The organism is Pseudomonas farsensis (assembly GCF_014268805.2).
Classification (GTDB): Bacteria; Pseudomonadota; Gammaproteobacteria; order Pseudomonadales; family Pseudomonadaceae; genus Aquipseudomonas; species Aquipseudomonas farsensis.
This window is the reverse complement of the sequence record NZ_JABWRF020000002.1, coordinates 656503-683502: the sequence shown is the minus strand read 5'-3', so window position 1 is coordinate 683502 and position 27000 is coordinate 656503. Positions and strand designations below refer to the sequence as shown.

The 27000-nt window shown below is 60.1% G+C and carries 21 protein-coding genes; 15 read left to right on the top strand and 6 right to left on the bottom strand.

All coding sequences use genetic code 11. From position 1 onward, the window contains the following. Positions 1-4: 4 nt before the first annotated feature. Complete coding sequence (gene coxB / locus HU719_RS12470) at positions 5-1132, bottom strand: cytochrome c oxidase subunit II (RefSeq protein ID WP_186537123.1); 1128 nt, start codon at positions 1130-1132, stop codon at positions 5-7. 381 nt (positions 1133-1513) lie between these two features. Between coxB and HU719_RS12465 the strand changes: the two genes are divergently transcribed. Further along, the gene (locus HU719_RS12465; RefSeq protein ID WP_186537124.1) at positions 1514-2152 is read left to right on the top strand and encodes a hypothetical protein; all 639 of its coding nucleotides are present in this window, start codon (positions 1514-1516) and stop codon (positions 2150-2152) included. 396 nt (positions 2153-2548) lie between these two features. Here the strand turns inward: HU719_RS12465 and HU719_RS12460 are convergent, their stop codons facing one another. Continuing rightward, the gene (locus tag HU719_RS12460) at positions 2549-4084 is read right to left on the bottom strand and encodes a SulP family inorganic anion transporter (protein ID WP_189659764.1); all 1536 of its coding nucleotides are present in this window, start codon (positions 4082-4084) and stop codon (positions 2549-2551) included. 188 nt (positions 4085-4272) lie between these two features. After that, complete coding sequence (locus HU719_RS12455) at positions 4273-4992, bottom strand: carbonic anhydrase (protein ID WP_186519275.1); 720 nt, start codon at positions 4990-4992, stop codon at positions 4273-4275. A gap of 431 nt (positions 4993-5423) precedes the next feature. Between HU719_RS12455 and HU719_RS12450 the strand changes: the two genes are divergently transcribed. From HU719_RS12450 to HU719_RS12395, 12 genes are all read left to right on the top strand, one after another. Then, complete coding sequence (locus tag HU719_RS12450; protein WP_186534817.1) at positions 5424-6845, top strand: TolC family outer membrane protein; 1422 nt, start codon at positions 5424-5426, stop codon at positions 6843-6845. Between the two features lie 72 nt (positions 6846-6917). Continuing rightward, positions 6918-9077: a type I secretion system permease/ATPase gene (locus HU719_RS12445; RefSeq protein WP_186534818.1), complete on the top strand. Its 2160-nt coding sequence runs from the start codon at positions 6918-6920 to the stop codon at positions 9075-9077. After that, the gene (locus HU719_RS12440) at positions 9074-10489 is read left to right on the top strand and encodes an HlyD family type I secretion periplasmic adaptor subunit (protein WP_186534819.1); all 1416 of its coding nucleotides are present in this window, start codon (positions 9074-9076) and stop codon (positions 10487-10489) included. The genes HU719_RS12445 and HU719_RS12440 overlap by 4 nt, the downstream gene beginning before the upstream one ends. Positions 10490-10649: 160 nt before the next feature. Continuing rightward, positions 10650-11075 (top strand): DUF5625 family protein, encoded by a 426-nt coding sequence (locus HU719_RS12435; protein WP_186534820.1) that lies wholly within the window; start codon positions 10650-10652, stop codon positions 11073-11075. A gap of 90 nt (positions 11076-11165) precedes the next feature. After that, positions 11166-11690 (top strand): hypothetical protein, encoded by a 525-nt coding sequence (locus tag HU719_RS12430; protein ID WP_186534821.1) that lies wholly within the window; start codon positions 11166-11168, stop codon positions 11688-11690. A 232-nt stretch (positions 11691-11922) separates the two neighbouring features. Further along, the gene (locus tag HU719_RS12425; RefSeq protein WP_186534822.1) at positions 11923-12447 is read left to right on the top strand and encodes a DUF5625 family protein; all 525 of its coding nucleotides are present in this window, start codon (positions 11923-11925) and stop codon (positions 12445-12447) included. Between the two features lie 91 nt (positions 12448-12538). Beyond that, complete coding sequence (locus HU719_RS12420; protein ID WP_186534823.1) at positions 12539-13063, top strand: hypothetical protein; 525 nt, start codon at positions 12539-12541, stop codon at positions 13061-13063. Between the two features lie 88 nt (positions 13064-13151). Further along, positions 13152-13670 carry a DUF5625 family protein gene (locus HU719_RS12415; RefSeq protein ID WP_186534824.1) on the top strand — a complete coding sequence of 173 codons (519 nt, stop codon included), beginning with the start codon at positions 13152-13154 and terminating at the stop codon, positions 13668-13670. Positions 13671-14000: 330 nt separating this feature from the next. Next, positions 14001-14525, top strand: coding sequence for a hypothetical protein (locus tag HU719_RS12410; RefSeq protein ID WP_186534825.1), 525 nt, complete (start codon positions 14001-14003; stop codon positions 14523-14525). Positions 14526-14823: 298 nt separating this feature from the next. After that, positions 14824-15348, top strand: coding sequence for a hypothetical protein (locus HU719_RS12405; protein WP_186534826.1), 525 nt, complete (start codon positions 14824-14826; stop codon positions 15346-15348). 290 nt (positions 15349-15638) lie between these two features. Continuing rightward, positions 15639-16163, top strand: coding sequence for a hypothetical protein (locus HU719_RS12400; RefSeq protein WP_186534827.1), 525 nt, complete (start codon positions 15639-15641; stop codon positions 16161-16163). 585 nt (positions 16164-16748) lie between these two features. Continuing rightward, complete coding sequence (locus tag HU719_RS12395) at positions 16749-21761, top strand: SPM autocatalytic domain-containing protein (RefSeq protein WP_225917220.1); 5013 nt, start codon at positions 16749-16751, stop codon at positions 21759-21761. Positions 21762-21956: 195 nt separating this feature from the next. Here HU719_RS12395 and HU719_RS12390 read toward each other — a convergent pair whose 3' ends face one another. The 3 genes from HU719_RS12390 to prlC all read right to left on the bottom strand — a co-directional run bounded on the left by HU719_RS12390 (position 21957) and on the right by prlC (position 25605). Further along, a complete protein-coding gene (locus tag HU719_RS12390) occupies positions 21957-23006 on the bottom strand; it encodes a PA0069 family radical SAM protein (RefSeq protein WP_186534828.1) in 1050 nt (349 codons plus the stop codon). 236 nt (positions 23007-23242) lie between these two features. After that, positions 23243-23521, bottom strand: coding sequence for a YheV family putative zinc ribbon protein (locus HU719_RS12385; protein WP_186519296.1), 279 nt, complete (start codon positions 23519-23521; stop codon positions 23243-23245). Beyond that, positions 23518-25605, bottom strand: coding sequence for an oligopeptidase A (gene prlC, locus HU719_RS12380; protein WP_186519298.1), 2088 nt, complete (start codon positions 25603-25605; stop codon positions 23518-23520). Before prlC ends, HU719_RS12385 begins: the two co-directional genes overlap by 4 nt. 66 nt (positions 25606-25671) lie before the next feature. Here prlC and HU719_RS12375 point away from each other — a divergent pair, with 66 nt between their 5' ends. Next, entirely contained in the window at positions 25672-26214 is a 543-nt protein-coding gene (locus HU719_RS12375; RefSeq protein ID WP_186534829.1) for a gamma carbonic anhydrase family protein, read from the top strand. A 36-nt stretch (positions 26215-26250) separates the two neighbouring features. Continuing rightward, positions 26251-26898 carry an HAD family hydrolase gene (locus HU719_RS12370; protein ID WP_186534830.1) on the top strand — a complete coding sequence of 216 codons (648 nt, stop codon included), beginning with the start codon at positions 26251-26253 and terminating at the stop codon, positions 26896-26898. Positions 26899-27000 lie beyond the last annotated feature (102 nt).

Genomic DNA, 27000 nt, shown 5'->3' with positions numbered 1-27000 from the left:
CGGTTCATTGCGCTTGCCCCTGTTTCAGTGCCAGCACATCCTTGGGCGTCACCATGTCACCCTTGTTGTTGCCCCACGCATTGCGCTCGTAGGTCACCACGGCGGCGATGTCGACTTCCGACAGTTGCTTGCCGAACGCGGCCATGGCGGTGCCGGGCTTGCCGTGGAAGACAATGCCCAGGTGGTCCTGAATCGGCCCGGTGGCGACTTTCGAGCCCTTGAGCGCCGGGAACATCGGCGGCAGGCCCTGGCCCTCGGCCTGGTGACAGGCCACGCAGGTGGTGTGGTAGACCTTGTCGCCGCGCTCGACCAGCTCTTCGAGGGTCCAGGTCTTGCTGGTCAGCTCCTTGAGCTTGGCAGCCTCGGCCTTGCGCTCGCCCAGCCAGGTGTCGTAGTCGGCCTGGCTTTTGACCTCGACCACTACCGGCATGAAGCCATGGTCCTTGCCGCACAGCTCGGTGCACTGGCCACGGTAGATGCCGGGCTTGTCGACCCGCGTCCAGGCCTCGTTGACAAAGCCCGGGATGGCATCGCGCTTGACCGCAAACGCCGGCACCCACCAGGAGTGGATCACGTCGGCGGCAGTCACCAGAAAACGCACCTTGGCGCCGACTGGCAGCACCAATGGCTGGTCGACTTCGAGCAGGTAATGCTCGTCCTTGGGGGCCTGGTTGGCGATTTGCGCGGCGGGGGTTGCGAGGTTGCTGAAGAATTCGACGTCCTGGCCCAGGTATTTGTAGTGCCACTTCCACTGGTAGCCGGTGACCTGGATGTCGATGTCCGATTCACTGGCGTCGTAGATATCGATAAGGGTCTTGGTGGCGGGGATCGCCATCACCACCAGGATCAGCAGCGGCACGACCGTCCAGAGGATTTCCACCCGGGTGTGCTCATGGAAGCTGGCCGGCTGTTGGCCAGTGGAGCGGCGGTGCACCACCATCGACCAGAACATGGCGCCGAACACCACCAGGCCGATGACCACGCAGATCCAGAAGATGGTCATGTGCAGGTCGAACACGGCGTGGGAAACGTCCGTGGCGCCGGGCGCCATGTTGACCGTCCACGCCGCGTTTGCCTGACCCATAGCCGACCACAGCAGGAGGCCCATCCAGACATGTGGATGTCGCATCATTGCGGGTTCCCCTTATCGTTCTTGTTGTCCCGGAGGCGTGGACGACCTGCTACGACAAAGGGGGGAACGGCGGCCAAGACTGCCTGGCTTCGACGACCGAGCCCCCTGCTAAAGGCAGTCGGGCCTCATCAACCAATCACGTTTCAAGCGGAGTATAGACAGGGGGCAAGGCTGCGCAATGCAGGCTATGAAATGATCTTGATGAAACCCTGCAAGCGGGCTGCAGGCCTTATGCAGCAAGGGCTGGGGCAAAATGATGGCACTTTGATATAACGCATTCGGTACACACGTGACCGATTTATAACAAATGCGTCTTAGGCATGTTGTATACCGAGCTACCTTAGTGTCTTCCGTTTGTAACGCCATGTCCCTGGAGTTGTCATGAACATCGCTGCTGTACGCGAGCAGATTAACCAAGCCCACCAACACGAGCGCCAGACAGGCCAACTCGAAGCCCGTCTCAAAGACCAAGCGCCGCATCTGCACCCTTCGATCCAACTGCCCCAAGACGCCCAAGGTACGCTGGCGCGTTTCGTCAGCGCCTACATCGACCAGGTGCCGGAATTGCTGGAGGCGGCCCATGAAGTGGCAGTCGAAGCCGGTATCGAGTCGCAGATCAAGCCGGTGCTGAAAATCGCCGAAGCTTATTTCCTGCAACCGCTCAGCGTGATGGCCGGCCACATTGGCCTGGATTGCCTGCTGGATGAGGCCTACCTGGCGCATCGCCTGGTGGAGGAAGTCAACGATCTGTATATCCGCCATTTCCAGCAGCCGTTGATTCCGGTGGACACCACCGTGGCCAACCTGATCGCCCATCAATTGATTGGCGAGACGTTCGCCAACCAGCTCGATGAAGTCGTGCACCACTCGGTGGACGAGATGCTCAACGAAGACAGCTTTGCGGCGGAGTCGGTGGAAACCTACCGCGAGCGCCTGAGCAGCCCCGAGACCGGCGCTGCCTGGAAGCGCTGGCCATGCCTGTCGCGCCAGCTCGGCGTGGAGTTGGGCCAGCCAGTCTGATTGGCTGGGCTTGACACGCCCCCTGTAGGAGCGGCCTCGTGTCGCGAAAGGGCTGCGAAGCAGCCCCGGCAATTCTGCATAAGTCACAAATCCTGGGGCCGCTTCGCAGCCCTTTCGCGACACGAGGCCGCTCCTACACACAGACCGTGTCAAAGCCAATGTGTGGGAGATTCTATAGTTTTGTACAAGCCGGTTCTCGCCAGACATATCTCCTTGTGGCGAGCGGGCTTGTCCCGCGTTGGGCTGCGTAGCAGCCCTTGAAACCCAAGGTAATCCTCAGGGCTGCTGCGCAGCCCAACGCGGGACAAGCCCGCTCGCCACAACTATTTATCCTTTCCCACAGAATTGGGCCCAACCAGCCCAGCAATGCTACGGTTGGGCACGCCCCAATGGCCGTCAGGTCCCGACGCCCGCGGTAGTGCGCAAACGCCCCTCGACCCGCCGTTTCAGGCGATGCTGCTCAAGCACAAGTCGCGAGCCATTGGCCGCGCCACTGCGCCCCCAGTCTTCGAGCAACTCAAGGCAGGAATGGTCGATGTAGCTCAGGTTGCCCAACGGTACATGCAGCGTGGTACCTGCCGGCACACTGTCCAGCACCTGGGTCAGCGCCGGCACCTTGAGGAAGGTCGCCGAACCGGCAAGGCGCAGTTCCATATGCCCCGGTTTACCCAACGCCACCAGGTTGATTTTCAGGCGCGCCGCCTTGAACGCCAGCTTCAGCAGCGTCAAAGCAAAGCCCAGCAACACGCCGGTCAGCAGGTCAGTGAAGATGATCGCCAGCGCCGTAGCGGCATAGGTGAACATCGGCATCCGGCCATAGCGGCCCAGGCCACGAAACGCCTTGAAGTCCACCAGCTTGATACCGGTGTACACCAGCACACCCGCCAGGCTCGCTACTGGAATCTGCTGCAGCACGCTGCTCAGCACTACCACGAACGCCAGCAACCACACACCATGTAGAATCGCCGAGGCGCGGGTCTGTGCGCCGGCCTGCACGTTGGCCGAGCTACGCACGATCACCCCGGTCATCGGCAGCGCACCGAGCACACCGCAAAGCATGTTGCCGATGCCCTGGGCCGACAGCTCACGGTCGAAGTCCGAGCGCTGGCCGCTGTGCATGCGGTCTACCGCCGCCGCCGAAAGCAAGGTTTCGGCGCTGGCGATGAACGCCAGGGCGAAGGCTGCCACCAGCAAGGTGGGGTCAGCCAGCTTGAGCAGGTCGTCCGGGCGCAGCCAGTCGATGGCTTCGGACAAGTCAGCCGGCACCTGCACGCGGTTGACCGGCAGCGCCAGCCACAGGCTGATGGCAGTCATCGCCGCCACGCCCAACAGGGCGCCGGGCAAGAACCTCAGCCGCTGCGGGCGAAAGCGCTCCCACGCCCACATGATGGCGATGGTACCCAACCCCAGCAGCCCGGCCTGCCAGCCGGCGCCGGCGTTTTCCAGCGGCAGCGCCGCCGCCAGCGTGGCCGGGAAGCCCAGCAGGTTATCCATACCCGACGGCTGCGGTGCGGTATCGAACATCACATGCACCTGGGACAGCACGATCAGTACGCCAATACCTGCCAACATGCCGTACACCACCGCCGGCGCCGTGACGCGGAACCAGCAGCCCAGGCGAAAGCGCCCGGCCAGCAGCTGCAGCAAGCCGGCCAGCAGCAGGATCGGCCCGAGCATGGCCATGCCGTGCTGGCGCACCAACTCGAACACCAGCACCGCAAGGCCCGCGGCCGGGCCGCTGACCTGTAGCGGCGAGCCGGCAATAAAGCCCACTACCACACCCCCGATGATGCCCGTGATCAGCCCCTTGGCCGGCGGCATGCCGGACGCGATGGCAATGCCCATGCACAAGGGCAGGGCGACCAGAAACACCACAACCGATGCCAGTAATTCGCGCGGCAGTGCCGCTTTGATCTGTGTCTTGTTCACCATGACGCTCCATTTTTGATTGACGGCCAATCCACTGGCCGTTAGCACGGGGAACCCTGAAACACGCGCACACGCGGGCCGCCAGCGGGTTTGCCGGCAAGGCAGTCAGGGAAATTCAAGGCAGCCGAAGGCCGCGCCGCACCCGTTGGGTGCAGCCGGCTATCAAGGTCTTTTCAGCGTGACGGGGTCGCTTAGTAGCGGCCTCTCGGAGTAGCGCAGGGGATCGTGTCGCCTTCGGTCAGCGGCAGGAAGCGGTCGCTGGCGGCATCGTAGGCTTCGATCTGGCTGGTTTCGATATCGTAGATCCAGCCATGGATGTGCAGTTGGCCTGCGGCCAGGCGCGAGGCCACCGACGGGTGGGTGCGCAAGTGGTGCAACTGGGCGATGACGTTTTCCTTGGTCAGCAGGCCCATGCTCTCGTGTTCGTCGGCGCAGGAGCAATTGTCCTCGACCACGGTACGGGCCACTTCAGCGTGGCGCAGCCAGGCGGAAACGGTCGGCATCTTGTCCAGCGAACGCGGGTTGAGCACCGCACGCATGGCGCCACAGTCGGAGTGGCCACAGATGATGATGTGGTGCACGCCCAGTGCCATGACCGCGTACTCGATGGCGCTGGAAACGCCGCCGTTCATCTGGCCGTAAGGCGGGACCACGTTACCGACGTTACGGGTAACGAACAGGTCGCCAGGCGAGCTTTGCGTGATGAGTTCGGGGACGATGCGCGAATCGGCGCAGGTAATGAACATGGCGCGCGGCTTCTGCGCGGTGGCCAGCTTCTTGAACAGTTCTTGCTGCTCAGGGAAGACTTCGGTGTGGAACCGCAGGAAGCCGTCGACGATATGCTTCATGGCAGCATCGGCACTTTCTGCGGGTGCAACCGGGACGGCCTTGGAGGGGTCCTTGACAGGCATGATTCATCCTCTTGACGGTTTGTGGGTACGTTCCATGTTACCGGGGAAAGATTATGGCTATGCGAGGTTTTAGATGACACGCACAGGTAATTAATCACAGCCGCGGTGGACTGATTTCCTACGCTAGCGGAGAAAACTTAACTGAAACTTAATTGCGGAGGCTCTAGAACGGGCGTTCCAGATAAATCAGGCGGGAATTGGATAATAGCAAAAAAGCATCAGTTGCCAATACCCCATAATGATTTTGTTGCTTGCATGAGCGGCATTGCGACCTAGGTTGGCAGAAGGAAGATTTCCGATCCTGGATGGGAACAATGCGACCTTCACTAGGCGAATCTTCCGACAACGTGCGGGGTATTCTTCCGATTTATCGAGGATATTTCAGCAAAGTAGGATGGATTTCCCTTGTCTTGGAAGTCGGATAGATCGCCATGTCCCTCCACGCCCTTGCGCTCCATGCCTTTGTTGCCGCCGGCCTGGTCCACAGCCCGCTGTTGCTCGCCGACCCCTCGCGTGCTGACCTGCTGGCTGTCTATCGCCAGGCGGCCGGGCAGGATGCCCACCTGAGCGCCGCCCGCCACGAATTCCAGGCGTTGCAGGAGCGCGTGCCGCAAGCGCGGGCCGGCCTGCTGCCCAGCCTCAGCGCCGGCGCCAGCTTCGAAACCACCCGCCTGCAGCGCGACGAACCCGCGTTTGCCCGCACCCGCGGCGGCAGCGTCTACCAGGCCAGCCTCAACCAACCGCTGCTGCGCCTGGACCGCTGGCACGCCCTCAAAGCCGCCCAAGCCGGGGCAGCCCAGGCCAGCCTGGAGCTGGCGGCCAAGGAACAGGCGCTGATCCTGCAAGCGGCGCAGGCCTACTTCGCCACCCTTCGCGCACTCGATGCTCTGGCGGCCGCCACCGCAGAGGCCCGTGCGCTCAAACGCCAACAGCAACAGGCGCAGGGCCGGCTTGCCAACGGCGCTGCCAACCTCACCGACGTGCTGGACGCCCAGGCTGCCTACGACACTGCCAGCGCCAATCACAACGTGGCGCAACGTAACGTCGCCGATGCCTTCGAAGCCCTCAACCGCCTCACCCAGCAGGGCTATTCGCGCATCGCAGGCTTTGCCCACCCGCTGCCGGTGCAGCCGCCGACACCGGCAGATGCCACCACCTGGGTCAACCAGGCCGTGCAGGGCAACCTCTCGCTGCTGGCCAGCAGCCACGCCGTCGAGGTTGCAGCACACACCCGTCGCCAGCGCCAGGCCGGCCATGCGCCCACCCTGGATGCCATCGCCAGCTACCGTCAGGGCGACAACGACCGCTTCGGCTACAGCAACCCCACCGACTTCGGCAGCAACGGCTACCGCGGCCGCATGGCCCAGGCCACCCTGGGCCTGGAGCTGAACATCCCGCTGTTTAGCGGCGGCCTGGCCCGCTCGCAAGTGCGTGAAGCCAGCCAGCGCCTGGCACAGAGCGAAGACGAACACGAAAACCGCCGCCGTGAAGTGGTGCTGCAAACCCGCAACCTGCACCGCGCCGTCAGCGCCCATGTGCAGCAGGTCGCCGCCCGCCAGCAGAGTATTCGCTCAAGCCACGCCTCGCTGAAGGCCAACCAGATGGGCTTGGCGCTCGGTTCGCGCAACACCGCCGACGTGCTCAATGCCGAACGCCAGCTGTACCGGGCGGTGCGCGAGTACAACGACGCCCGCTACGACTACATCGTCGACTCACTCAAGCTCAAGCAGGCCGCAGGCAGCCTGGCCCCGGAAGACCTGATCCATCTCGCCCGTCATCTGAGCGGCGACTACGACCCCGACCGCGACTTCCTTCCCCCCGGCAGCCGAACGCAACCGCCCGCAACCGGCTAGCCCTCGGCGCTGGCACCACGCTCCAACCCTCCCGCCTATTTAGAGGCCGGCCCCGGCCTGCACGGATGCCCCATGAATGAACCAAGCACTGCCACTTCAGATACCGGGCTGGTCTGCATGCTCATGCTTGCCCGCTTTTACAATCTGGCCGCTTGTGGCGAACAACTGGCCCACGAATTCGCCGAAGGCCAGCAACCTTTCGGCACCCCGCAACTGCTGCTCGCGGCCCGCAAGCTCGGCCTCAAGGCCCGGCATGTCAGTACCCACGCACAGCGCCTGGGCCACACGCCACTGCCCGCCATTGCCCACGACCGTGACGGCGGCTACTTCATCATCGCCCGCCTGGACAGCGGCAAAGCACTGATCCAGGACCCGCGTTGCGAAGGGCCGCAGGTCATCGACCTGGCCGCACTGGCGCTGCGCTGGACCGGCGAGCTACTGCTGGTGCGCAGCGAAGCGCCGCTGCCTGGCGAGCCGTCGCGCTTCGACTTCTCCTGGTTCATCCCAGCCATCATCAAGCACCGCAAATTGCTGGGCGAAGTGGCCTTGGTGTCCTTCGTGCTGCAGGTATTCGCCCTGCTCACGCCGCTGCTGTTCCAGGTGGTGATGGACAAGGTGCTGGTGCACCAAAGCCTGACCACGCTGGATGTAATTGCCGTCGGCATGCTCGGCATCATGCTGTTCGAAACCGCCCTCAGTGGCCTGCGCAGCTTTGTCTTCGCCCATACCGCCAGCCGCATCGACGTCGAGCTGGGGTCACGCCTGTTCCACCACCTGATCCACCTGCCGCTGGCCTACTTCCAGGCGCGCCGGGTGGGCGACTCGGTGGCCCGCGTGCGCGAGCTGGAAAACATCCGCAACTTCCTCACCGGCAACGCCATCACCCTGGTGATGGATGTGCTGTTCTCGGTGGTGTTCATCGTGGTGATGTTTTGCTACAGCGGCTGGCTGACCTTGGTGGTGGTCGCCTCGCTGCCCCTGTATGCCTTGGTTTCGCTGCTGATAACCCCGGTACTGCGCAAGCGCCTGCAGGACAGTTTCAACCGCGGCGCCGAAAACCAGGCGTTTCTGGTGGAGGCCGTGAATGGCATCGACACGCTCAAGTCGATGGCCGTCGAGCCACAGGTGCTGCGGCGCTGGGACAACCAGCTGGCAGCCTACGTCGCCGCCGGGTTCAAAACCCAGACCCTGTCCACCGTGGCCAATGAAAGCGTCGGCCTGATCGGCAAGCTGGTCACCGTAGCCACCTTGTGGCTCGGCGCTCGGCTGGTCATCGACGGCCAGCTCAGTGTCGGCGAGCTGATTGCCTTCAACATGCTCGCCGGGCGCGCCGCCCAGCCGATCATGCGCCTGGCGCAGTTGTGGACCAGCTTCCAGCAGACCGGCGTGTCGGTGCAGCGGCTGGGCGACATCCTCAACACCCGCACTGAACTGTCCGCTTCGGCCCGCAGCGCGCTACCGCCCCTGCACGGCACCATCGAATTCGATCAGGTGCATTTTCGCTACCGCGCCGACGGCTCTGAAGTGCTGCGCGGGGTCAGCCTGTGCATAACGGCGGGCGAGGTCATCGGCATCGTCGGCCGCTCCGGCTCCGGCAAGAGCACCCTGACCCGCCTGCTGCAACGGCTGTACGTGCCCGAGCGCGGGCGGGTGCTGGTGGACGGCATGGACCTGGCACTGGCCGACGCCGCCTCGCTGCGCCGGCAGATCGGCGTGGTGCAGCAGGACAACATGCTGTTCAACCGCACCATCCGCGAAAACATCGCCCTCAGCGACCCCGGCACGCCGCTCGAAACCGTCATGCAGGCGGCACAACTGGCCGGCGCCCACGACTTCATCGTGGAGCTCGCCGAAGGCTACGACACCCTGGTCGGCGAACACGGCGCCTCCCTCTCCGGCGGCCAGCGCCAGCGCATCGCCATCGCCCGGGCGCTGATCGGCAACCCGCGCATCCTGATTTTCGACGAAGCCACCAGCGCGCTGGACTACGAGTCAGAACGGGTCATCCAGCAGAACATGCGCTCTATCTGCCAAGGCCGCACGGTGCTGATCATTGCCCATCGCCTGTCTGCCGTGCGTGAGGCCCACCGCATCGTGGTGGTGGAGCGCGGGCAGATCGTCGAGCAGGGCAGCCACACCGAACTGCTCGCCCAACCCACCGGGCACTACGCCCGCCTGTACAGCCTGCAACACGGCGCCACCCCGGCGCCCTCCAGCGAGGCGCAGCCATGACCCGCCCTGATACCCTTTGGCAGCGCTATCGCAACACCTGGCAGCAGGCCTGGCGCCAGCGCAAAGCCCTCGACGCGCCCGTACGCAGCGCCGATGAAAGCGAATTTCTACCCGCCGCCCTGGCCCTGCAGGAAACCCCGCCGCACCCGGCACCGCGGGTGTTTCTGTGGAGCATCATGGCCTTTGCCGCCATTGCCCTGCTGTGGGCCTGCGTTGGCCGAGTCGACGTGGTCGCGGTGGCCAGCGGCAAGGTGGTGCCGAGCGGGCGTACCAAACTGATCCAGCCCAGCGAAGCGGCGGTGGTCAAGGCCATTCACGTCAGCGACGGGCAACCCGTGCGCGCCGGCGAGCTGCTGCTGGAACTCGACCCCACCACTGCAGGCGCCGATGTGCGCCGGGGCGAAAGCGAACTGTTGGCTGCGCGCATCGATGTGGCGCGCAGCAGCGCCATGCTCCAGGCGATCGCCAGCGGCCAGGCCCCGCTGGGGCTGCACGGCGGCCTCGAAGACGCCGATGCAAGCCAGGTACAAGACGCCGAACGCTGGCTGCACGGCCAGTACCAGGAGTTTCGCAACAACCTCGACCAGGCCGACGCCGAGATCCAGCGCCGCGCTGCCGAAATCGAGGCCGCCCAGGCGCAAGTCGCCAGCCTGCGCAAAAGCCTGCCGATCGTCACCCAACTGGCCGAGGACTACCAGAACCTGCTGGGTGAGCAATACGTCGCCCGCCACGAGTACCTCGACAAGCATCAGGCCCGCCTCGACATGGAACGCCAGCTCAAGGTGCAGCAAGCCAGCGTGCGCCAAGCCAACGCCGCCCAGGCCGAGGCCCGGCGCCGCCGCGAAGGCGTGGTGGCCCAGGCCCGGCGCAGCCTGCTCGACCTGCAACAAACCGCCGGGCAGAAAGCCGCCAGCCTGCAACAGGCGCTGGCCAAGGCCCGCTACCAGCAAGCCCGCACGCGCCTCCTGGCCCCGGTCGACGGCACCGTCCAGCAGTTGGCCGTGCATACCGTCGGCGGCGTGGTCACCCCCGCCCAGGCGCTGATGGTGATCGTGCCCGCCGGCCAGCCCGTGGAAGTCGAGGCCCTGCTGCAGAACAAGGACGTCGGCTTTGTGCACCCCGGGCAGCGGGTGACGGTCAAGGTCGAGACCTTTACCTACACCCGCTACGGCACCGTGCAGGGCGAGGTAATGAGCGTGTCACGCGATGCCATCGAAGACCCACGCCGGGGGCTGGTGTACAGCAGCCGCATCCGCCTGGCCAGCGATCACTTGCAGGTAAACGGCCAGCCCGTCCCGCTGATGCCCGGCATGGCCGTGAGTGCCGAAATCAGGACAAGCCAACGCACAGTGATCGGCTATTTCCTCAGCCCGCTGCAACAGCATGTGCAGGAGAGTTTGCGGGAGCGGTGAGGGGGCGGGGCTTATGACGCTGAATATAGCTTTCAAAATTTAACGACTCTCGAAGGAGAGAATGAAAATGATCAGTACAAGCCCTCAATATACGAATTTAGTTTCACGACTGGTGATAGTTCTAGCGTGCCTGTCGTTAGCGGCTTGCACGAAACATGTGATGATTTTCAAACCCATCGATGTGTCACGTAAGGATCAAATAGCCAGAGCACAGTTTTCAGTTAGGAGCACTGGCGATTACAGGTTTTCCCTTATGTTCATCAGAAGTAAAAAACCTGATGAAAACGAAGCGCTGGACACTCTGCTAGGAGATTTGCACAACGACGGCGTCCCCGTCGACCTTAATCTTCGCGTATATCGCGATAAGGTTCTGGTGCATGACCAAAATATAAAATCTGTAGGCGTGTATTGGTACAAAAATTACGAATATGAAAAACGGAGGTTAAACACTGCGGTTCGCCTGATTCGCATCATGGAGCTCGACCCAGGGGATTATTTAGTTGAAGTGCGAACCTTGGACGATTTGCAGCCGCTTAGGAACATAGAGACTCAAGTCTCCTTCAGCTACTACAACCCTAAACACTGACCCAACAAACGGAGGCCGAATACAACTTTATTAACCAGGCGCAGCTTGCCGTAAACATCCAGTTACGGTGAATTATAAAATAGGTGAGCAATGAAAACTTATCTAGCCATGGCACTAACCCCCATGCTTACATGGACGAGCAGCAACTTTGCCTGCACTTTATATGACAAAATAAATGAGACCAACTACCACCTAAACCTGCCCGACAAACAATGCCGCAACATAACTTACATGGACGGAAGGATTATTCCTATTCGTCTTAGCTATCCCCAGGGTCAAGCAGTAGACTACTCCTGGAGCGGTCCGAAAATTAGCCTCCGCATTTACTACGTAGATGCTACCTACAACATCGAAGCATCAATAGATAAAAGCACCTATCTACGAACCGAAAACAACATTGACATCTATCGAGAACCACAAGACGACATCTTCGCTTTCAACGGCAAGGACGGCGTGCGCGTATTTGTTAGAAATTTTGGCTACACGTGGCTCGCTAGAAGAATGCACAGAGACATACTGATTATTTATCAGTATCAAAAAGATCTTATGGGGTTCTCAGATGCTGACGACTTCGTGATGCAATTCGTAAACAAAGCAATCACAAGCGAGGAATAGGCTATGCCTAGCGCTACTTTCTCCGGGCGCATAAATATTAAGCGCCAACCTGCAACGATGTTACCTCGCAGCGCCATGAGTGCCGAAACCGGAACATGCAAACGAACAGTGACCTGCTACTGCCTCAGCCCGCTGCAACAGCATATGCAGGAGAGTTTACGGGAGCGGTGAAGGGGCGAGGCTTATGACGCTGAATATAACTTTCAAAATTTAACGACTCTTGAAGCCGAGAATGAAAATGATCAGTACAAGCCCTCAATATACAAATTTAGTTTCACGACTGGTGATAGTTCTAGCGTGCCTGTCGCTGGCGGCTTGTTCAACACACGTAGTGATTTGGAAACCTATCGATGCATCACGTAAAGATCAAATAGCCGGCGCACAGTTTTCAGTAAAGCACACTGGCGATTACAGATTTGCGTTTATGTTTTTGAAAGCTGAGACCTTAGACGATATCAGACTCCAAAGAAAAATCTGGGGCGACGTAGATAATGAGGGGGTCCCTATCCATGTAAATATCCGTATGCACCGCAACAACATCTTAGTCCACAACCAAAATATCAAGTCTGTAGCCACCGCGTGGGGTATGACTTATCTGCACGAGGGGCGAATGCTAAACACTGCTGTACGCCTCATACGAATCATCGAGCTTGTACCAGGAGCTTATACAGTCGAGATAAGGACGCTGGATGATGCGCGGCAGTTTAAAGATATTGAGACTTATATTTCATTTATGCGTTACAACCCTAAACACTGACCCAACAAAACGGAGGCCGGATACAACTTTCTTAACCAAGCGCAGTCTGCCGGAAACATCCAGTTACGGTGAATTATAAAATAGGTGCGCAATGAAAACTTTTCTTGCCATGGTACTAACCCCAGCTCTTACATGGACGAGCCACAGCTTTGCATGCACTTTATATGACAAAAGAAATGAGACCACCTACCAACTAAACTTACCGGACGACCAATGCAGCACTATTGCCTACATAGACGGAAGAATTATTCCTATTCGCCTGAGCTATCCACAGGGTCAAGCAGTGGATTCCTCGTGGAGAGGTCCTAAAATTGATGTCCGCATTTACTACGCAGATGCCGGCTATAAAATCGGACCACTGATCGACAACAATACTCATTTAAAAACCGAAAACAATATTGACATCTATCGAACACGGAACGAAGAGTTCTTCGCATTTAATGGCGAGGATGGCGCGCGCGTGTTTATTCGAAATCGCATCCACACTTGGGTCGCTAGCAGAATGTATGGGGGCATAGTGATCAATTATCAGTACCTCAAAAGCTCTTTGGGTTTCTCAGAAGCTGACGAGTTTGTAATGAAATTCGTGAACAAAACAATCGTAAAAAGGGATTAATCCATGTCTAGAATTAGTCTATTAGACAGCCAGAAATCTCGAAAAAGTTTAATGCAACGGCAGCAAGAGCTAGTGACAGGGTACAAGAATGAATAGAGCCAAACATCACTCTTCAGTCAAGAATATGTCAATACTCGTAATGATGGCGTCCACGCTCTTAATTGCATGCTCTGCACATGTATCAATACGCAAGACATTTAATGTTTCAAAAGCAAATGAGACCGTAATTACTCATTTTAAAGTAACAAGTACAGGCGATTATAGCTTCGCACTGTTATTTGCCAGAGCCCCAACTCCTGAAGAAGATGCTAAGCAGACCGAGATCCTCGGCAGCGCCTACAGAGATGGAGTCCCGATTACTGTAAATCTGAGGATCAATCGAGGTAATGAAAAAATCTTGGATCAGGACATAACCAGCAAAGGCGTAAGTTGGGCCCAGGTATTTCAGCACGAAGAACGAATGGTCAACGTAGTAGCGCGGCTCATTCGAGCCCTTACACTTTCACCCGGGAACTACACCGCTGAATTTAGAACGCTTGCAGATTCAAAGGAATTTATCGGAATTGAGAGTTACGTTGAAGTCAGCTATCACAATCCTAAACACTGAAACAACACAGAGAGCAACTAATGACATCCACAAAAACATTTACCGTGACATTTAAAGTCGCTGAAGCAGGCGCTCCATACGAACACCATGAAAATAAGGGCGACAGTAAAGCAGGAGATTTAACTTCTTCGACCACGGGCCAAATTTGGCATTCCATTAGTGACGGGGTTAATTCTCCAGAGCGCTACGGTTTTGTATCACGCTATGCCGAGCCTTTTGGGGAGGGGTACGTGAGTACCCACGATGATTTTGCTTATAGGGTAACTGCTGTTAATTCGCAAATCCCGGCTCTAAGTAATCGATGGGGCTAACTTGAAGAGCAGGTGACCAATGAAAGTCTTTCTTAACCTATTAATGGCCTCAGCACTTGCATGGGCGAGCAGCAGCTTTGCATGCACATTAAACGACGAACGGAATAAGATCACCTACCAATTAAACTTACCCGACGATCAATGCCGCGCCATTACGTACATGGACGGAAGGATTATTCCTGTTCGTCTGAGCTATCCCCAGGGTCAAGCAGTGGATTATTCCTGGAGAGGTCAAAAAATTAGTCTCCTTATCTACTACGTAGATGCTACCTATAACATCGAAGCATCAATCGATAAAAGCACCTATCTACGAACCGAAAATAACATTGACATCTATCGAGCGCCACAAGAAGACATCTTAGCCTTAAGCGGCAAGGACGGCGTGCGCGTATTTGTTAGAAATCGTGGCCACACGTGGCTCGCTAGAAGAATGCATAGAGGCATACTGATTATTTACCAGTATCAAAAAGATCTTATGGGACTCTCAGATGCTGACGACTTCGTGATGCAATTCGTAAACAAAGCAATCACAAGCGAGGAATAGGCTATGCCTAGCGCTACTTTCTCCGAGAGCATAAGCATTCAGCGCCAACCTGCAACGATGTTACCTCGCAGCGCCATGAGTGCCGAAACCGGAACAGGCAAACGAACAGTGACCTGCTACTGCCTCAGCCCGCTGCGACAGCATATGCAGGAGAGTTTGCACGAGCGGAGAGGGGGCGGGGCTTATGACGCAGAATACAACATTAAAAATAACAACAAAATAAAACCAGGGACATTCATTAAGTCGCAAATTCCGCCCCTAAATAATCGATGGGGCCAACTTGAGGAGCAGGTGGCCAATGAAAGTTTTTCTTATCCTATTAATAGCCTCGCCACTTGCATGGGCGAGCAGCAGCTTTGCATGCACATTAAACGACGAACGGAATAAGACCACCTACCAATTAAACTTACCCGATTATCAATGCCGTGCCATTACGTACATGGACGGAAGGATTATTCCTATTCGTCTGAGCTACCCACAGGGTCAAGCAGTGGACTACTCCTGGAGAGGTCCAACAATCAGTCTCCGCATTTACTACGTAGATGCTACCTACAACATCGAAACATCAGTCGATAAAAGCACCTACCTGCGAACTGAAAATAACACTGATATATATCGGGAACCACAAGAAGATACCTACGCTTTCAACGGCAAGGACGGCGTGCGTATATTTGTTAGAAATCGTGGCCACACTTGGCTCGCTAACAGAATGCACAGAGGCATACTGATTATTTACCAGTACCAAAAAGATCTTATGGGGTTCTCAGATGCTGACGACTTCGTGATGCAATTCGTAAACAAAGCAATCACAAGCGAGGAATAGGCTATGCCTAGCGCTACTTTCTCCGAGAGCATAAATATTAAGCGCCTGCCAGCATCGCTAGTATCTAGCAGGTCCATTGGCGCTGAGCCCAGAACGAAAACTGACTGGGTACTTTTCAAGTCCGCTGCGACAGCATGTACAGCAGAGTTTGCGGGAGCGATGAGAGGGCTGGAATTTATGATGCTGAATACAGACTTTATAGTGGCACCAGAATTAAATCAAACACACTGGTTAAGCCGAAATGCTGCCCTTAAGGAATCGACGGGCCAGACTTGCAGAGCAGGTCAACAATGAAAGTCTTTCTCATGCTACTAATAGCCCCAGCACTTGCATGGGCGAGTAGCAGCTTTGCATGCACTTTAAAGGACGAACGGAACAAGACCACCTACCAATTTAACCTGCCCGAAAATCAGTGCCGCAACATAACTTACATGGGCGGAAAGATTATTCCTATCCGTCTAAGCTACCCCCAGGGTCAAGCAGAGGACTACTCCTGGAGAGGTACAAAATTTCAACTCCGAATCTACTATGTCGGTTCCAACTTTAACCTCGGAGCATCAATCGACAACAATACGTATCTAAGAACTGAAAATAACACTGACATCTATCGAGAACCACAAGAAGATATCTTCGCCTTCAACGGCAAGGACGGCGTGCGCGTATATGTTAGAAGCCGTGGCCACACGTGGGTCGCCAAGAGAATGCACAGAGGCATACTGATCAATTATCAGTATCAAAAAGGTCTTATGGATTTTTTAGAAGCTGATGACTTCGTGATGAAATTCGTAAACAAAACAATCATAAACAAGGAATAGTCCATGCCTATAATCACTCTTTCCGAAGACCAAGTAGCAGAAATCAAAAAACTGAAAGATGCCGCCGAATACCCCTCAATGTATCTCTACCTGAAGAATATTGTCGACCAGAACAAAGCCTTGGCGCCTGACACGTCAACCGCCGAAAGCCTGACCATCGCCTCTAACTGGCTTGAAACAGCGCGAAAGATAAATTCTAACGACAAGTCTCTATTCAATGAAATTGTTCGCGGCTCAATGAAATTCGCCGCGGCGACCAAAGGACGGCCTCTATCGGATGCCGAATTCCAGAATGCCTCCGACCAGTTGGCCATTGACGTAGCCAACTTAGTAATCTTTAGTCATGAGTTCCCTGAGGTCGATGTAATCATCAAGGAAGATGTGCTATCAGCAGTCAATACACTACAGTTGGAAGACTGGCACTGGGCAGGCACGCTGGCTGACAGCCTTCCCATTGAGGCTTTCGGGCTTGGTCGGGATTTTGTGCAAGTGCCTGGCGATGGTGTGGAATATGTTAAAAACCTAACGGTTTCAATTACGCAAAATATTGCAGGGCTTGGTCGGTATGTCTCCAGCTTCGATGCTTTGGATATACTCCCCGCCTGGAAGGTCGCCAAAGAACTGCAAAATTTCGCTGCCGATAACACCTACAAGCTGTTCCAGTGGTTCGACCCACGCGAAAACTCAGCGCACCAACCTGACCTCAACCAGATACTCAAGGTCGACATTACCGCATCCCCAACACCCCAACAGAAAATCCAGGGTGAAAGCCAAGCCCAACTGGACGTGAGCAACGGCTATATCAAGCGTTCCCCCACCGACACGGTCTACGCCCTCGGCGGCATTCTCAACGAAACCGACTTCACGTCCTCGCAAATGGCCGGCCTGGCCACGGGGGGTGTGCGCCCCGGCGAGGTGCAGATCGACCCGAATGCCCGGCCCAACAGTTATCTGTCGTCGTTCTACGCAGCGCCCGAGGCGCAGAAGCCGGACTTCAGCCTGAACAACGTGATGACGGTGAACAACCTGACCACCAAGGCGAAGATCAACACCTATGTCGACCCCTTGCTGCTGGACCTCACCGGCAACGGTGTGCGCATGACCGACCTGCGCGACGCCGTGCTGTTCGACACCGACCACAGTGGCACCCTCAAGCGCAGCGGCTGGGCCGACCGCAGCACGGGCATGCTGGTAGTTGACGATGGCAGCGGGCAGGTTGCCAACGTCAGCCAGATGTTCTCCGAGTACTACGGCGGCAAGCCCGGGGTGGGTGGCGCGGCCGGCGAGAAGCGCTTCAAGGACGGTTTTGCCGCGCTGGGCAGCGAGGATGGCAATCAGGACGGGGTGATCGATGCCAACGACCCGGTGTGGAACAGGCTGCGGGTATGGGTCGACGCCAGCCACGATGCCAAGGTCGATGGCGGCGAACTGAAGACCCTCGCCGAACTGGGCATCACCCAGATCAGCGTGCGCCCGGCCTCGAGCGCGCCGCAGACCCGGGATGGCAACAAGGTGATCGCCACCGGCTCGTTTACCCGCAATGGCCAGCAGCAGGAGGTGCTGGCGGTGGACTTTCTTGGCGAGCAGGTCAGCAACACCGTCACCCCCGAGGGCAGCGGGGTGCGCGTGACCTCGACCACCTACGGCGCCAACGCCACCTCCACTAGCGTGTTCGCCAGCCAGAGCGAGGTCGGCGAAACCCTGGATGCCACGGCACTTGGCGTAGACAACCTGCACGGCGGCAGCGGCGACGACACGCTGACCGCCAAAGCGGCTGGCAGTTGGCTGACCGGTGGTGCCGGCAGCAACACCTACAACGGCGGCGCGGGTGACGATGTGTTCGTCATCAGCGCTTCGGACGACCCGGCCAATATCCACGGCAATGGCGGGCGTGACATGGCCATTGTGGTCGGCAAGCAAGGCGTCAGGCTGAACCTGGCACAGGCCGGGCTGACTGTCGCCCAAGGCGGCGACGGTGACGACAAACTGGTTAGCGGCGGCCACAACGGGGTAATTCTCAAGGGCGGCTCGGGCAATTCGATACTGGTCGGCGGGGGCGGCACCGATGTGCTGGTGGGCGGCAGCGGTCGCAACACCATCATCGGCGGCAGCGGCAAGGCGTTGATCTATGCAGGCCCCAACGGCGACACCATCTATGGCGCCGAAAGCGGCAGCATCATCCACGCCGGCGGCGGCGCCGACCGGATTTTTGGCGGGGCGAGCGACGATGTGATCGAGGTGGGCCACGGCAATGCGACCATCGACGGCGACGGCGGGGTGAACCTGGTGACGTTGCACGGCACCCATGGCGAGTACACCATCACCCGCACCGCCGAGGGCCATGAGGTGGCCGACAAGGTGGGCGGCCGCGACGGTACCGTCAGCCTGAAAAACATCCAGAAGCTGAATTTCTCGAATATTTCGGCCGTCGACCTGCAAACCCCCAACGCCATGCCCGTGGCAGATGTGCTGCACAGCGACTGGGAGGGCACCCCCTTCAATCGCAACCGCGCCCACCTGATTACCGCTGCCAGCCTGGTGGCCAACGACCTGCTGCTGGGCAGCCAGGGCGGTTTGCGCCTCGACAGCGTGGGTGAGGCCAGCGGTGGCTCGGTCAACCTCACCGAACAGGGCGATGTGCTGTTTACTCCCGAGGCCGGCTACACCGGCATGATGGGGTTCAAGTACGCCATCGTCGATGCCCAGGGCAACCCGGCCGCCTCGGTGGTCGACCTGAGCAGCGGCCAGGCCGCGCCCATGCGCGCCAGTGTGGCGCTGCTCGACCCCGGCATGCCAGGCGACCCGCAGGCTGCGCAGCAGTGGTACCTGAGCGACAGCAACGTGCTGCCCGTGTGGCGCGACTACAGCGGCAAGGGCGTGCGCATCGGCATGTTCGAGCCCGGAGGCGAATTTGCCACGGCGCCGGAAATTTTTGATATCGAGCACCCGGACCTGGCCGCCAATGTCGACCCGGCCTGGCTGCAGTCCCAGCGTGACAAGGGGGTGCTGCCGGCGCTTGCGTCCAACCACGCCACCATGGTCGCCGGGGTGATGGTTGCCGCGCGTAACGACCAGGGCGGCATCGGCGTGGCCCATGGCGCGACGCTCAGCGGTTACTACCTGGCCAACAAGGGCAACGACCTCAGCGCGCTGGGCCACATGCTCAACCATGACGTCGCCAACCACAGCTGGGGCTTCAAGAACGACTTTGCCTTGAGCAACCTCACCGGCAGCGCCGTCAACACCGCTACCGCCCTGGTGGCCAGCACGCGCTATGCAGCGCACAACGGCCGTGGCGGCCTGGGCACAGTAATCGTCACTGCCGGCGGCAACGAGCGCGAGCAGGGCGGCACTGCCCAAGGCTCACTGACCAACAACACCCGCTTCTCGATCGAGGTGGGCGCCATCAACGCCCAGGGCGACCTGTCGACCTTGAACATCGGCTCCGCGCCCTTCAGCAACCCCGGCGCAAGCCTGCTGGTATCGGCGCCGGGCAGCAATGTGTTTTCGACCAGCCGCCAGCTTGAAACCGACCGCGGCTCGACCTTCGGCAACGACTACAGCAGCATGCAGGGCACCAGCTTTGCCGCGCCGATCGTCTCAGGCGTTGCCGCGCTGATGCTCGAAGCCAACCCCAACCTGGGTTACCGCGACGTCCAGCAAATTCTGGCGCTGTCGGCCCGTTGGATCAACGACAGCACCACCCAGTGGGGCGACAACGGCGCACGCAACTGGAACGGCGGTGGTATGCATGCCAGCCATGACTATGGCTTTGGCCAAGTGGATGCACGCGCGGCGGTGCGCCTGGCCGAAAGCTGGATGGCCCGCAGTACGGGCGAAGATGAAGGCGTTCTGGCCGCCAGCAGCGGGCCGCTGGGGCAGACATTGGCCGCTGGCGGCAGTGTGCGCGCCGAGCTGCAGCTGCAAGCCGGGGTGTTGGTGGAGCATGTGGAGGTCGATTTTGACGCCGATATCGGCCGCCTGGGCGATATCACCATGGCCGTGGTGTCACCGGCTGGCGTGCGCAGCGTGCTGCTGGACCGTACCGGCAAGGCGCCGGGCAGCGATGACACCGATGTGGGCAACCCCCACTCCGGCGCGTTCAAATACAGCTTCATGAGCACCCACCACCGCGGCGAAAGTTCGGCGGGTACCTGGGCGCTGGAACTCAAGGACGCAACCAATGGCCAGCCGCTAACCCTCAATAACTGGGCCCTGCGCGTGAATGGCAGCAAGGCCAGTGCCGACGACAGCTATTTCTATACCGACGAATACCGCCCTTCGCTGAACAACCAGCCGGCTCGGGGCGTGTTGGACGATGCCGTCAGCGGCACAGCCGGCGGGCGCAACACCCTCAACGCGGCAGCGGTCAGCGGGGATGTGCAGATTGCGTTGGATACCGGTATCGCCAGCATTGCCGGGGCGCCGCTGAGCCTGCCCAACCCGACCGGCCTGCACAACCTGATCAGCGGCGACGGCAACGACACCTTGGTCGCCGGCAACGCCGACACCCTGCTGAACGGTGGCCGCGGCATCAACAGCCTCACCGGTGGCAGTGGCGCCGACTTGTTTGTGGTTCATCGGCGTGATGGCGGCCAGGACACCCTGCACCGTTTCGAGCCCGCCAAAGGGGAGCGCATCAATCTGGTTGGCTTCAGCGCCAAGACTTTCGCCGAACTCAACCTCAGCCAGCAGGGCGCGGATGTGCGTATCGAGCTAGGCAGCGGCCAGAGCATCCAGTTGAGCGAACAGTCAGTACAGAACCTCAGCGCTGCGAACTTCCAGTTCCAAGACCGCTTTGTCGCGCCGGAGCACTACGCCCGCAGTAACCAGGCGCCTATAGACGCGGGTAGCGTTGCTGGGGTCGTGGTCCTGGCTGGCGGTGGGGAAGGGGTGTCGCTGGGCCCTGGCGCCGATGGCAAGCTGGCCGCATCCTTGGCCGGTAAGGTCTACAGCCACGATACCGCGACCTCGGACCGCTTCGTGATCAGCCACCAACTCAATGCGAAGGATTACAGCAATGCCCTGCGCGGCTTCCGCCATGGGGTCGACAAGATCGACCTGAGCCAAGTCGGTGTCACCGGTTTTGAGGATCTGGCCATTGCCAAGCTTAACCGCAGCACCATCAACGGCGTGGCGCAGATCCACGGTGTGGAACTGAGCACAACCGTGCTGCGGGGCGCCGAGCAACCGGTGAAGCTGCTGTATCTGGACGCCCTGGAGGTGGCTCAACTCGATGCCGGTGACTTCATCTTTGCCACCGAGCGCCTGCCGGTCGAAACCGGCCAGCCTGAGCCGCCGATGCACCGCCAGCGCAGAAGTGCCCTCGCCATGCCCGACCAGGCGCAGCCTGTCGACACCACCGATAGCCCGGAGGGCGGAACAGCAACCGCGCTGTCAGGGCAGTTGTGGTTCCAGCAGCCAGGTGAAGGCCTGGCGGACGGCGGTGCGGGGGCGGTGCGGCAGTTGGCGAGTATCAATGCCGACTCGCTGATCCAGGCCATGGCCGCCTTTGCACCCGCAGACCCTGCGTTCACCCACTTCGATATGGCCCACGCGCAGGCCTTGCAACCGGTGCTCGCAGCCAACTGGCGGTAACTGCCACAGGGTGAGCGGCTGTGGGTCCAGACCGTGAGAGCTGCGTCACTATTGTCTCTGCGCGTTCTCTGTAGGAGCGGCCTTGTGCCGCGAAAGGGCTGCGTAGCAGCCCCGGGAGATATCAGTGGTGCATAACTCCTGGGGGTGCTCCCGCACCCCTTTCGCGGCACAAGGCCGCTCCTACACAGGCCACCCTCAGAACAACGCCATCTGTTCCCCCGGCGGGCAAAACGCCGAACAGTCCAGCGCCAGCGCTTCACGCCCCTCGAAGCCAAGGCTTCGCGACGCCTTGCGAAAGCGCTGCTCAAGCAGCTCGGCAAATACCCCTTCGCCGCGCATGCGGGTGCCGAAGCGGCTGTCGTACAGCTCGCCGCCCCGGCTCTGGCGGATCAGGCTCAGCACATGGGCGGCGCGCTGTGGGTAGTGGTCGTGCAACCACTGCTCGAACAGCGGCGCCACCTCCAACGGCAGGCGCAGCATCATGTAGGCCGCGCTCTGTGCGCCAGCAGCCTTGGCCGCCTGCAGCAGTTGCTCCAGCTCGCTGTCGTTGATCATCGGGATCATGGGCGAACACAGCACGCCCACCGGCACCCCGGCCTCGCGCAACACGCGGATCGCCCGCAGGCGCGCCTTGGGGGCGGCGGCGCGGGGTTCGAGCACGCGCTTGAGTTCGTCATCCAGGGTGGTCAGGCTGATCATCACCCGCACCAGACGGTGGCTGGCAAGCTCGGCCAGCAGGTCGAGGTCGCGCAAGATCAGCGCACCTTTGGTGACCACCGTGACCGGGTGGCGAAAACGCAGCAGCACTTCGAGCAGGCGCCGGCTGAGCTGCTGCTCGCGCTCAATGGGCTGGTAGGGGTCGGTGTTGGCGCCCAGGTTGATCGGTGCGCAGACGTAACCCGGCTTGCTCAACTGCTGGGCGAGCACTTCGGCGGCGTTGGTCTTGGCGATGAGCTTGGTTTCGAAGTCCAGGCCGGGGGAGAGGTCCCAGTAGGCGTGGCTGGGGCGGGCGTAGCAGTAGATGCAACCATGTTCGCAGCCGCGATAGGGGTTGATGGAGCGGTCGAAGGGCAGGTCGGGCGAGGTGTTGCGTGAGATGACGGTTTTAGCCGTTTCGATGCGCACCTCGGTGCCCTGGGTGAGCGGGGCTTCCTGATGCCAGCCGTCGTCCTCAGCCACTGAAACGCTGGGGGCGAAGCGGTTGTGCGGGTTGGTGGCAGTGCCGCGGCCACGGATAGGCGTCATGAGAAAAAACCCGAATTACTGTATTTACATACAGTAATCCTGGTTCAAGTTGAAAGCCAGTACCGTCAGGCGGCCCAGCGCGGTCTCTTTGTAGGAGCGGCCTTGTGTCGCGAAAGGGCTGCGTAGCAGCCCCAGCGATATTGCATGATGCCGAGATCGTGGGGCCGCTACGCGACCCTTTCGCGACACAAGGCCGCTCCTACACACAGACCGCGTCGCTGCATGCGGGCCCTAGGTCACTCCGGCTTCTTCAGCTTCGGATTGGGGAAGAACTGCACCGTCTGCACCTTGGCCGGCGCAGGTTTGGGCGCCAGCTGGTTGACCCGGGTGCCGATCTCCTTGGGCACCGACAAACCCTGTTCATTCAGGGTGTCGGTAAACCCGCAGGCGACGCACTCGCGGTGCGGTACGCCGTCCTCGTTCCACATCATCAGCTTGTCCATCTCGCTGCACGCCGGGCACACGGCCCCGGCGATGAAACGCCTTTTGCTCTTGCTCACGGCAACCTCGCTCATGCCGCCGCGCCTTCGCTCAGGCCGCAGTGGCGCAGCAGTGCATCAATGGAAGGCTCGCGGCCCCGGAAGTCGACGAACAGCACCATCGGCTCGCGCGAGCCGCCACGGGCCAGAATAGCCTCGCGGAAGGCGCGGCCCGTCTCGGCGTTCAGCACGCCTTCTTCTTCAAAGCGCGAGAACGCATCGGCCGACAGCACTTCAGCCCACTTGTAGCTGTAGTAACCCGCCGCATAGCCGCCCGCAAAAATGTGCGCGAAGCTGTTGGGGAAGCGGTTGTAGGCAGGCGGGCGCATGACCGACACCTCGTCGCGCACCCCTTCGAGCACCTGCAAGGCACTGCGCCCGTCGCCATGGGTGGCGTGCAGCTCGAAGTCGAACAACGAGAACTCCAGCTGGCGCACCATCATCATGCCGGACTGGAAGTTCTTGGCAGCCAGCATCTTGTCCAGCAGGTCCTGGGGCAGCGGCGCGCCGGTCTCGTAGTGGCCAGAAATCAACGCCAGGCCTTCGGGCTCCCAGCACCAGTTTTCCATGAACTGGCTCGGCAGCTCCACGGCATCCCACGCCACGCCATTGATACCGGATACCCCGGCATGCTCGATGCGGGTGAGCAGGTGGTGCAGGCCGTGGCCGAACTCGTGGAACAGCGTGGTGACTTCATCATGGGTCAGCAGCGCAGGCTTGCCAGGCGATGCTGGGGTGAAGTTGCACACAAGGTTTGCCACCGGGCTTTGCAGGCTGCCATCAGCAGTGCGGCGGCGGTCACGGGCCCCGTCCATCCAGGCGCCGCCACGCTTGTTGGCGCGGGCGTAGAGGTCGAAGAAGAAGCGCCCGATATGCTGGCCGTGCTCCTTGATTTCGAACAGGCGCACGTCGGGGTGCCAGGCATCGAAGCCCTTCAGCTCGGCGATTTCGATGCCATACAGGCGTTGCACGATGGCAAACAGGCCCGACAACACTTTGTCGATGGGGAAGTAGGCGCGCAGGGCTTCCTGCGACACGCTGTAACGCTGCTCGCGCAGTTTTTCGCCGAAGTAACCGGCATCCCAGCTGGCCAGCTCTGCGGTGCCCTGTTCGGCGGCATAGGCCTTGAGTTGTTCCAGGTCTCGGGCAGCAAAAGGCTTGCTGCGCTTGGCCAGGTCACGCAGGAAGCTCAGTACCTGGTCGCTGGACTCGGCCATTTTGGTGGCCAGGCTCAGCTCGGCAAAATTGGCGTAGCCGAGCAAGGTGGCCAGCTCCTGGCGCAGGTCGAGGATCTGCGCCATCACCGGGCCGTTGTCGAACTGGCCGGCGTTGGGGCCTTGGTCGGAAGCACGGGTACAGTAGGCGGCATACAGCTCTTCGCGCAGCGCGCGGTCGCTGGCGTAGGTCATGACTGCGTAGTAGCTGGGGAACTCAAGGCTGATCAGCCAGCCGTCGAGGCCTTTGGCCTGCGCGGCGGCGGCCATCTGTGCCTTGGCCGAATCGGTCAGGCCAGCCAGTTGCGCCTCGTCGGTGACGTGCTTGGTCCAGGCCTGGGTGGCGTCGAGCAGTTGGTTGGAGAAGCGGCTACCCAGCTCGCTGAGGGTGCTCTGCACCTCGGCGTAGCGTTGTTGCTGCTCGGGCGGCAGGTCGATACCCGACAGGCGAAAATCGCGCAGGGCGTGGTCGAGGATGGTTTTTTGCGCCACGTCGAAGCTCGCAGCCTCCGGGCTGTTGGCCAAGGCCTGGTAGGCCTCGAACAGCGCGCGGTTCTGGCCAAGCTCGGTGGAATAGGCGCTCAGCGCCGGCAGGCACGACTCGTAGGCTTCGCGCAGCTCGGGGCTGTTGCACACGGCATTGAGGTGGCTGACCGGGCTCCAGGCCGCCGCCAGGCGGTCATTGAGCTCGTCCATGGCCAGTACCAGGCCGGCCCAGGTCGGTTGCTTGCCCTGGGCCTGAAGGATGTCGGCGATGGCCTTGCGGTTGTCGGCAAGGATCTGCTCGATCGCCGGCAGCACATGCTCGGCACGGATGGCCGAGAAGGGCGGCAGATCATAGGACTGCAGCAGTGGGTTGTTCGCACTCACGGTTCGGGTACCTTGGCAGGAGAAACACGGGACCATCTTAATTACAATCGACGCCGACCGCAGCAGGCAGCCTGCCTATCGGCATTGCAGAGGAACACTATCATGGCCCTCCGGACTTTCCGGGAACACACGCCAAAAGTTGGACCACGCGCCTTTGTCGACCGTTCGGCAGTGGTTATCGGCGATGTCGAGATCGGCGAGGACAGCTCGGTCTGGCCGCTGACCGTGGTGCGCGGCGACATGAACCACATCCGCATCGGCGCGCGCACCAGCGTGCAGGATGGCAGCGTGCTGCACATCACCCATGCCGGCCCATTCAACCCGGACGGCTTCGCGCTGATCATCGGTGACGAGGTGACCATCGGCCACAAGGTCATGCTGCATGGCTGCACCTTGGGCAACCGCATTCTGGTAGGTATGGGCAGCACCATCATGGATGGCGCCGTCGTCGAGGACGAGGTGATCATCGGTGCCGGCAGCCTGGTGCCACCCGGTAAACGCCTGGCCAGCGGCTACCTGTATGTAGGCAGCCCGGTGAAGCAGATGCGCCCGTTGAACGAGCAGGAGCGGGCGTTCTTCCCCTACAGCGCCAGCAACTACGTCAAGCTCAAGGACCAGCACCTGGCCGAAGGTTACGACCAGTAGTTGCTTGTGCCCCCCTTTTCAGACACCGAGAACCGCATGCATCAGCAGACTATCCTCTTCGACCTCGACGGCACCCTGACCGACCCGCGCCTGGGGATCACCCGCTCGATCCAGTACGCGCTGGCCAAGCTCGGTATCGACGAGCCTGACCTGAGCCGCCTTGAGCACTTCATCGGCCCGCCGCTGCTGCAAGCGTTCATGCAGTTCTACGCCTTCGACGAGGCCAAGGCCTGGCAGGCGGTGAATTTCTACCGCGAGCGCTTCAAGGTCACCGGGCTTTACGAAAACCGCGTGTTCGACGGTGTGCCCGAGTTGCTGCAGGCGCTGCAAGGCCAGGGCCGCGCGCTGTATGTGGCCACTTCCAAACCGTGGGAATTTGCCCGCGAGATTGCCCGGCATTTCGCGTTCGACAAGCACTTCAAGATGATCTACGGCAGCGAGCTGGACGGCACCCGTACCAACAAGGTCGAGTTGATCCGCCACCTGCTCGATGAAGAAAGGCTGGACCCTGCGCAAACGCTGATGATCGGTGACCGCAAACACGACCTGATCGGCGCCCGCAGCAACGGCGTGCAGGCAGTGGCGGTGGGTTACGGGTTCGGTAGCCGCGAGGAACTAGTGGCAGAAGCCCCCGCCTTCCACTTCGAAACCCTGGCCGAACTGCACCAGGCGTTCACGGCCTGAAAACAACGCGGTCGGGTGTAGGAGCGGCCTTGTGTCGCGAAAGGCTGCAAGGCAGCCTCAGGACTTGCGCCTCATGCATGAACGCCGGGGGCGCTTCGCACC

Excerpts from the sequence above, each read along its gene's own strand:
- coxB (WP_186537123.1), bottom strand. The coding sequence starts at position 1,132 with ATGATGCGACATCCACATGTCTGGATGGGCCTCCTGCTGTGGTCGGCT.
- HU719_RS12465 (WP_186537124.1), top strand. The coding sequence starts at position 1,514 with ATGAACATCGCTGCTGTACGCGAGCAGATTAACCAAGCCCACCAACAC.
- HU719_RS12460 (WP_189659764.1), bottom strand. The coding sequence starts at position 4,084 with ATGGTGAACAAGACACAGATCAAAGCGGCACTGCCGCGCGAATTACTG.
- HU719_RS12455 (WP_186519275.1), bottom strand. The coding sequence starts at position 4,992 with ATGCCTGTCAAGGACCCCTCCAAGGCCGTCCCGGTTGCACCCGCAGAA.
- HU719_RS12450 (WP_186534817.1), top strand. The coding sequence starts at position 5,424 with ATGTCCCTCCACGCCCTTGCGCTCCATGCCTTTGTTGCCGCCGGCCTG.
- HU719_RS12445 (WP_186534818.1), top strand. The coding sequence starts at position 6,918 with ATGAATGAACCAAGCACTGCCACTTCAGATACCGGGCTGGTCTGCATG.
- HU719_RS12440 (WP_186534819.1), top strand. The coding sequence starts at position 9,074 with ATGACCCGCCCTGATACCCTTTGGCAGCGCTATCGCAACACCTGGCAG.
- HU719_RS12435 (WP_186534820.1), top strand. The coding sequence starts at position 10,650 with ATGATTTTCAAACCCATCGATGTGTCACGTAAGGATCAAATAGCCAGA.
- HU719_RS12430 (WP_186534821.1), top strand. The coding sequence starts at position 11,166 with ATGAAAACTTATCTAGCCATGGCACTAACCCCCATGCTTACATGGACG.
- HU719_RS12425 (WP_186534822.1), top strand. The coding sequence starts at position 11,923 with ATGAAAATGATCAGTACAAGCCCTCAATATACAAATTTAGTTTCACGA.
- HU719_RS12420 (WP_186534823.1), top strand. The coding sequence starts at position 12,539 with ATGAAAACTTTTCTTGCCATGGTACTAACCCCAGCTCTTACATGGACG.
- HU719_RS12415 (WP_186534824.1), top strand. The coding sequence starts at position 13,152 with ATGAATAGAGCCAAACATCACTCTTCAGTCAAGAATATGTCAATACTC.
- HU719_RS12410 (WP_186534825.1), top strand. The coding sequence starts at position 14,001 with ATGAAAGTCTTTCTTAACCTATTAATGGCCTCAGCACTTGCATGGGCG.
- HU719_RS12405 (WP_186534826.1), top strand. The coding sequence starts at position 14,824 with ATGAAAGTTTTTCTTATCCTATTAATAGCCTCGCCACTTGCATGGGCG.
- HU719_RS12400 (WP_186534827.1), top strand. The coding sequence starts at position 15,639 with ATGAAAGTCTTTCTCATGCTACTAATAGCCCCAGCACTTGCATGGGCG.
- HU719_RS12390 (WP_186534828.1), bottom strand. The coding sequence starts at position 23,006 with ATGACGCCTATCCGTGGCCGCGGCACTGCCACCAACCCGCACAACCGC.
- HU719_RS12385 (WP_186519296.1), bottom strand. The coding sequence starts at position 23,521 with ATGAGCGAGGTTGCCGTGAGCAAGAGCAAAAGGCGTTTCATCGCCGGG.
- prlC (WP_186519298.1), bottom strand. The coding sequence starts at position 25,605 with ATGGTCCCGTGTTTCTCCTGCCAAGGTACCCGAACCGTGAGTGCGAAC.
- HU719_RS12375 (WP_186534829.1), top strand. The coding sequence starts at position 25,672 with ATGGCCCTCCGGACTTTCCGGGAACACACGCCAAAAGTTGGACCACGC.
- HU719_RS12370 (WP_186534830.1), top strand. The coding sequence starts at position 26,251 with ATGCATCAGCAGACTATCCTCTTCGACCTCGACGGCACCCTGACCGAC.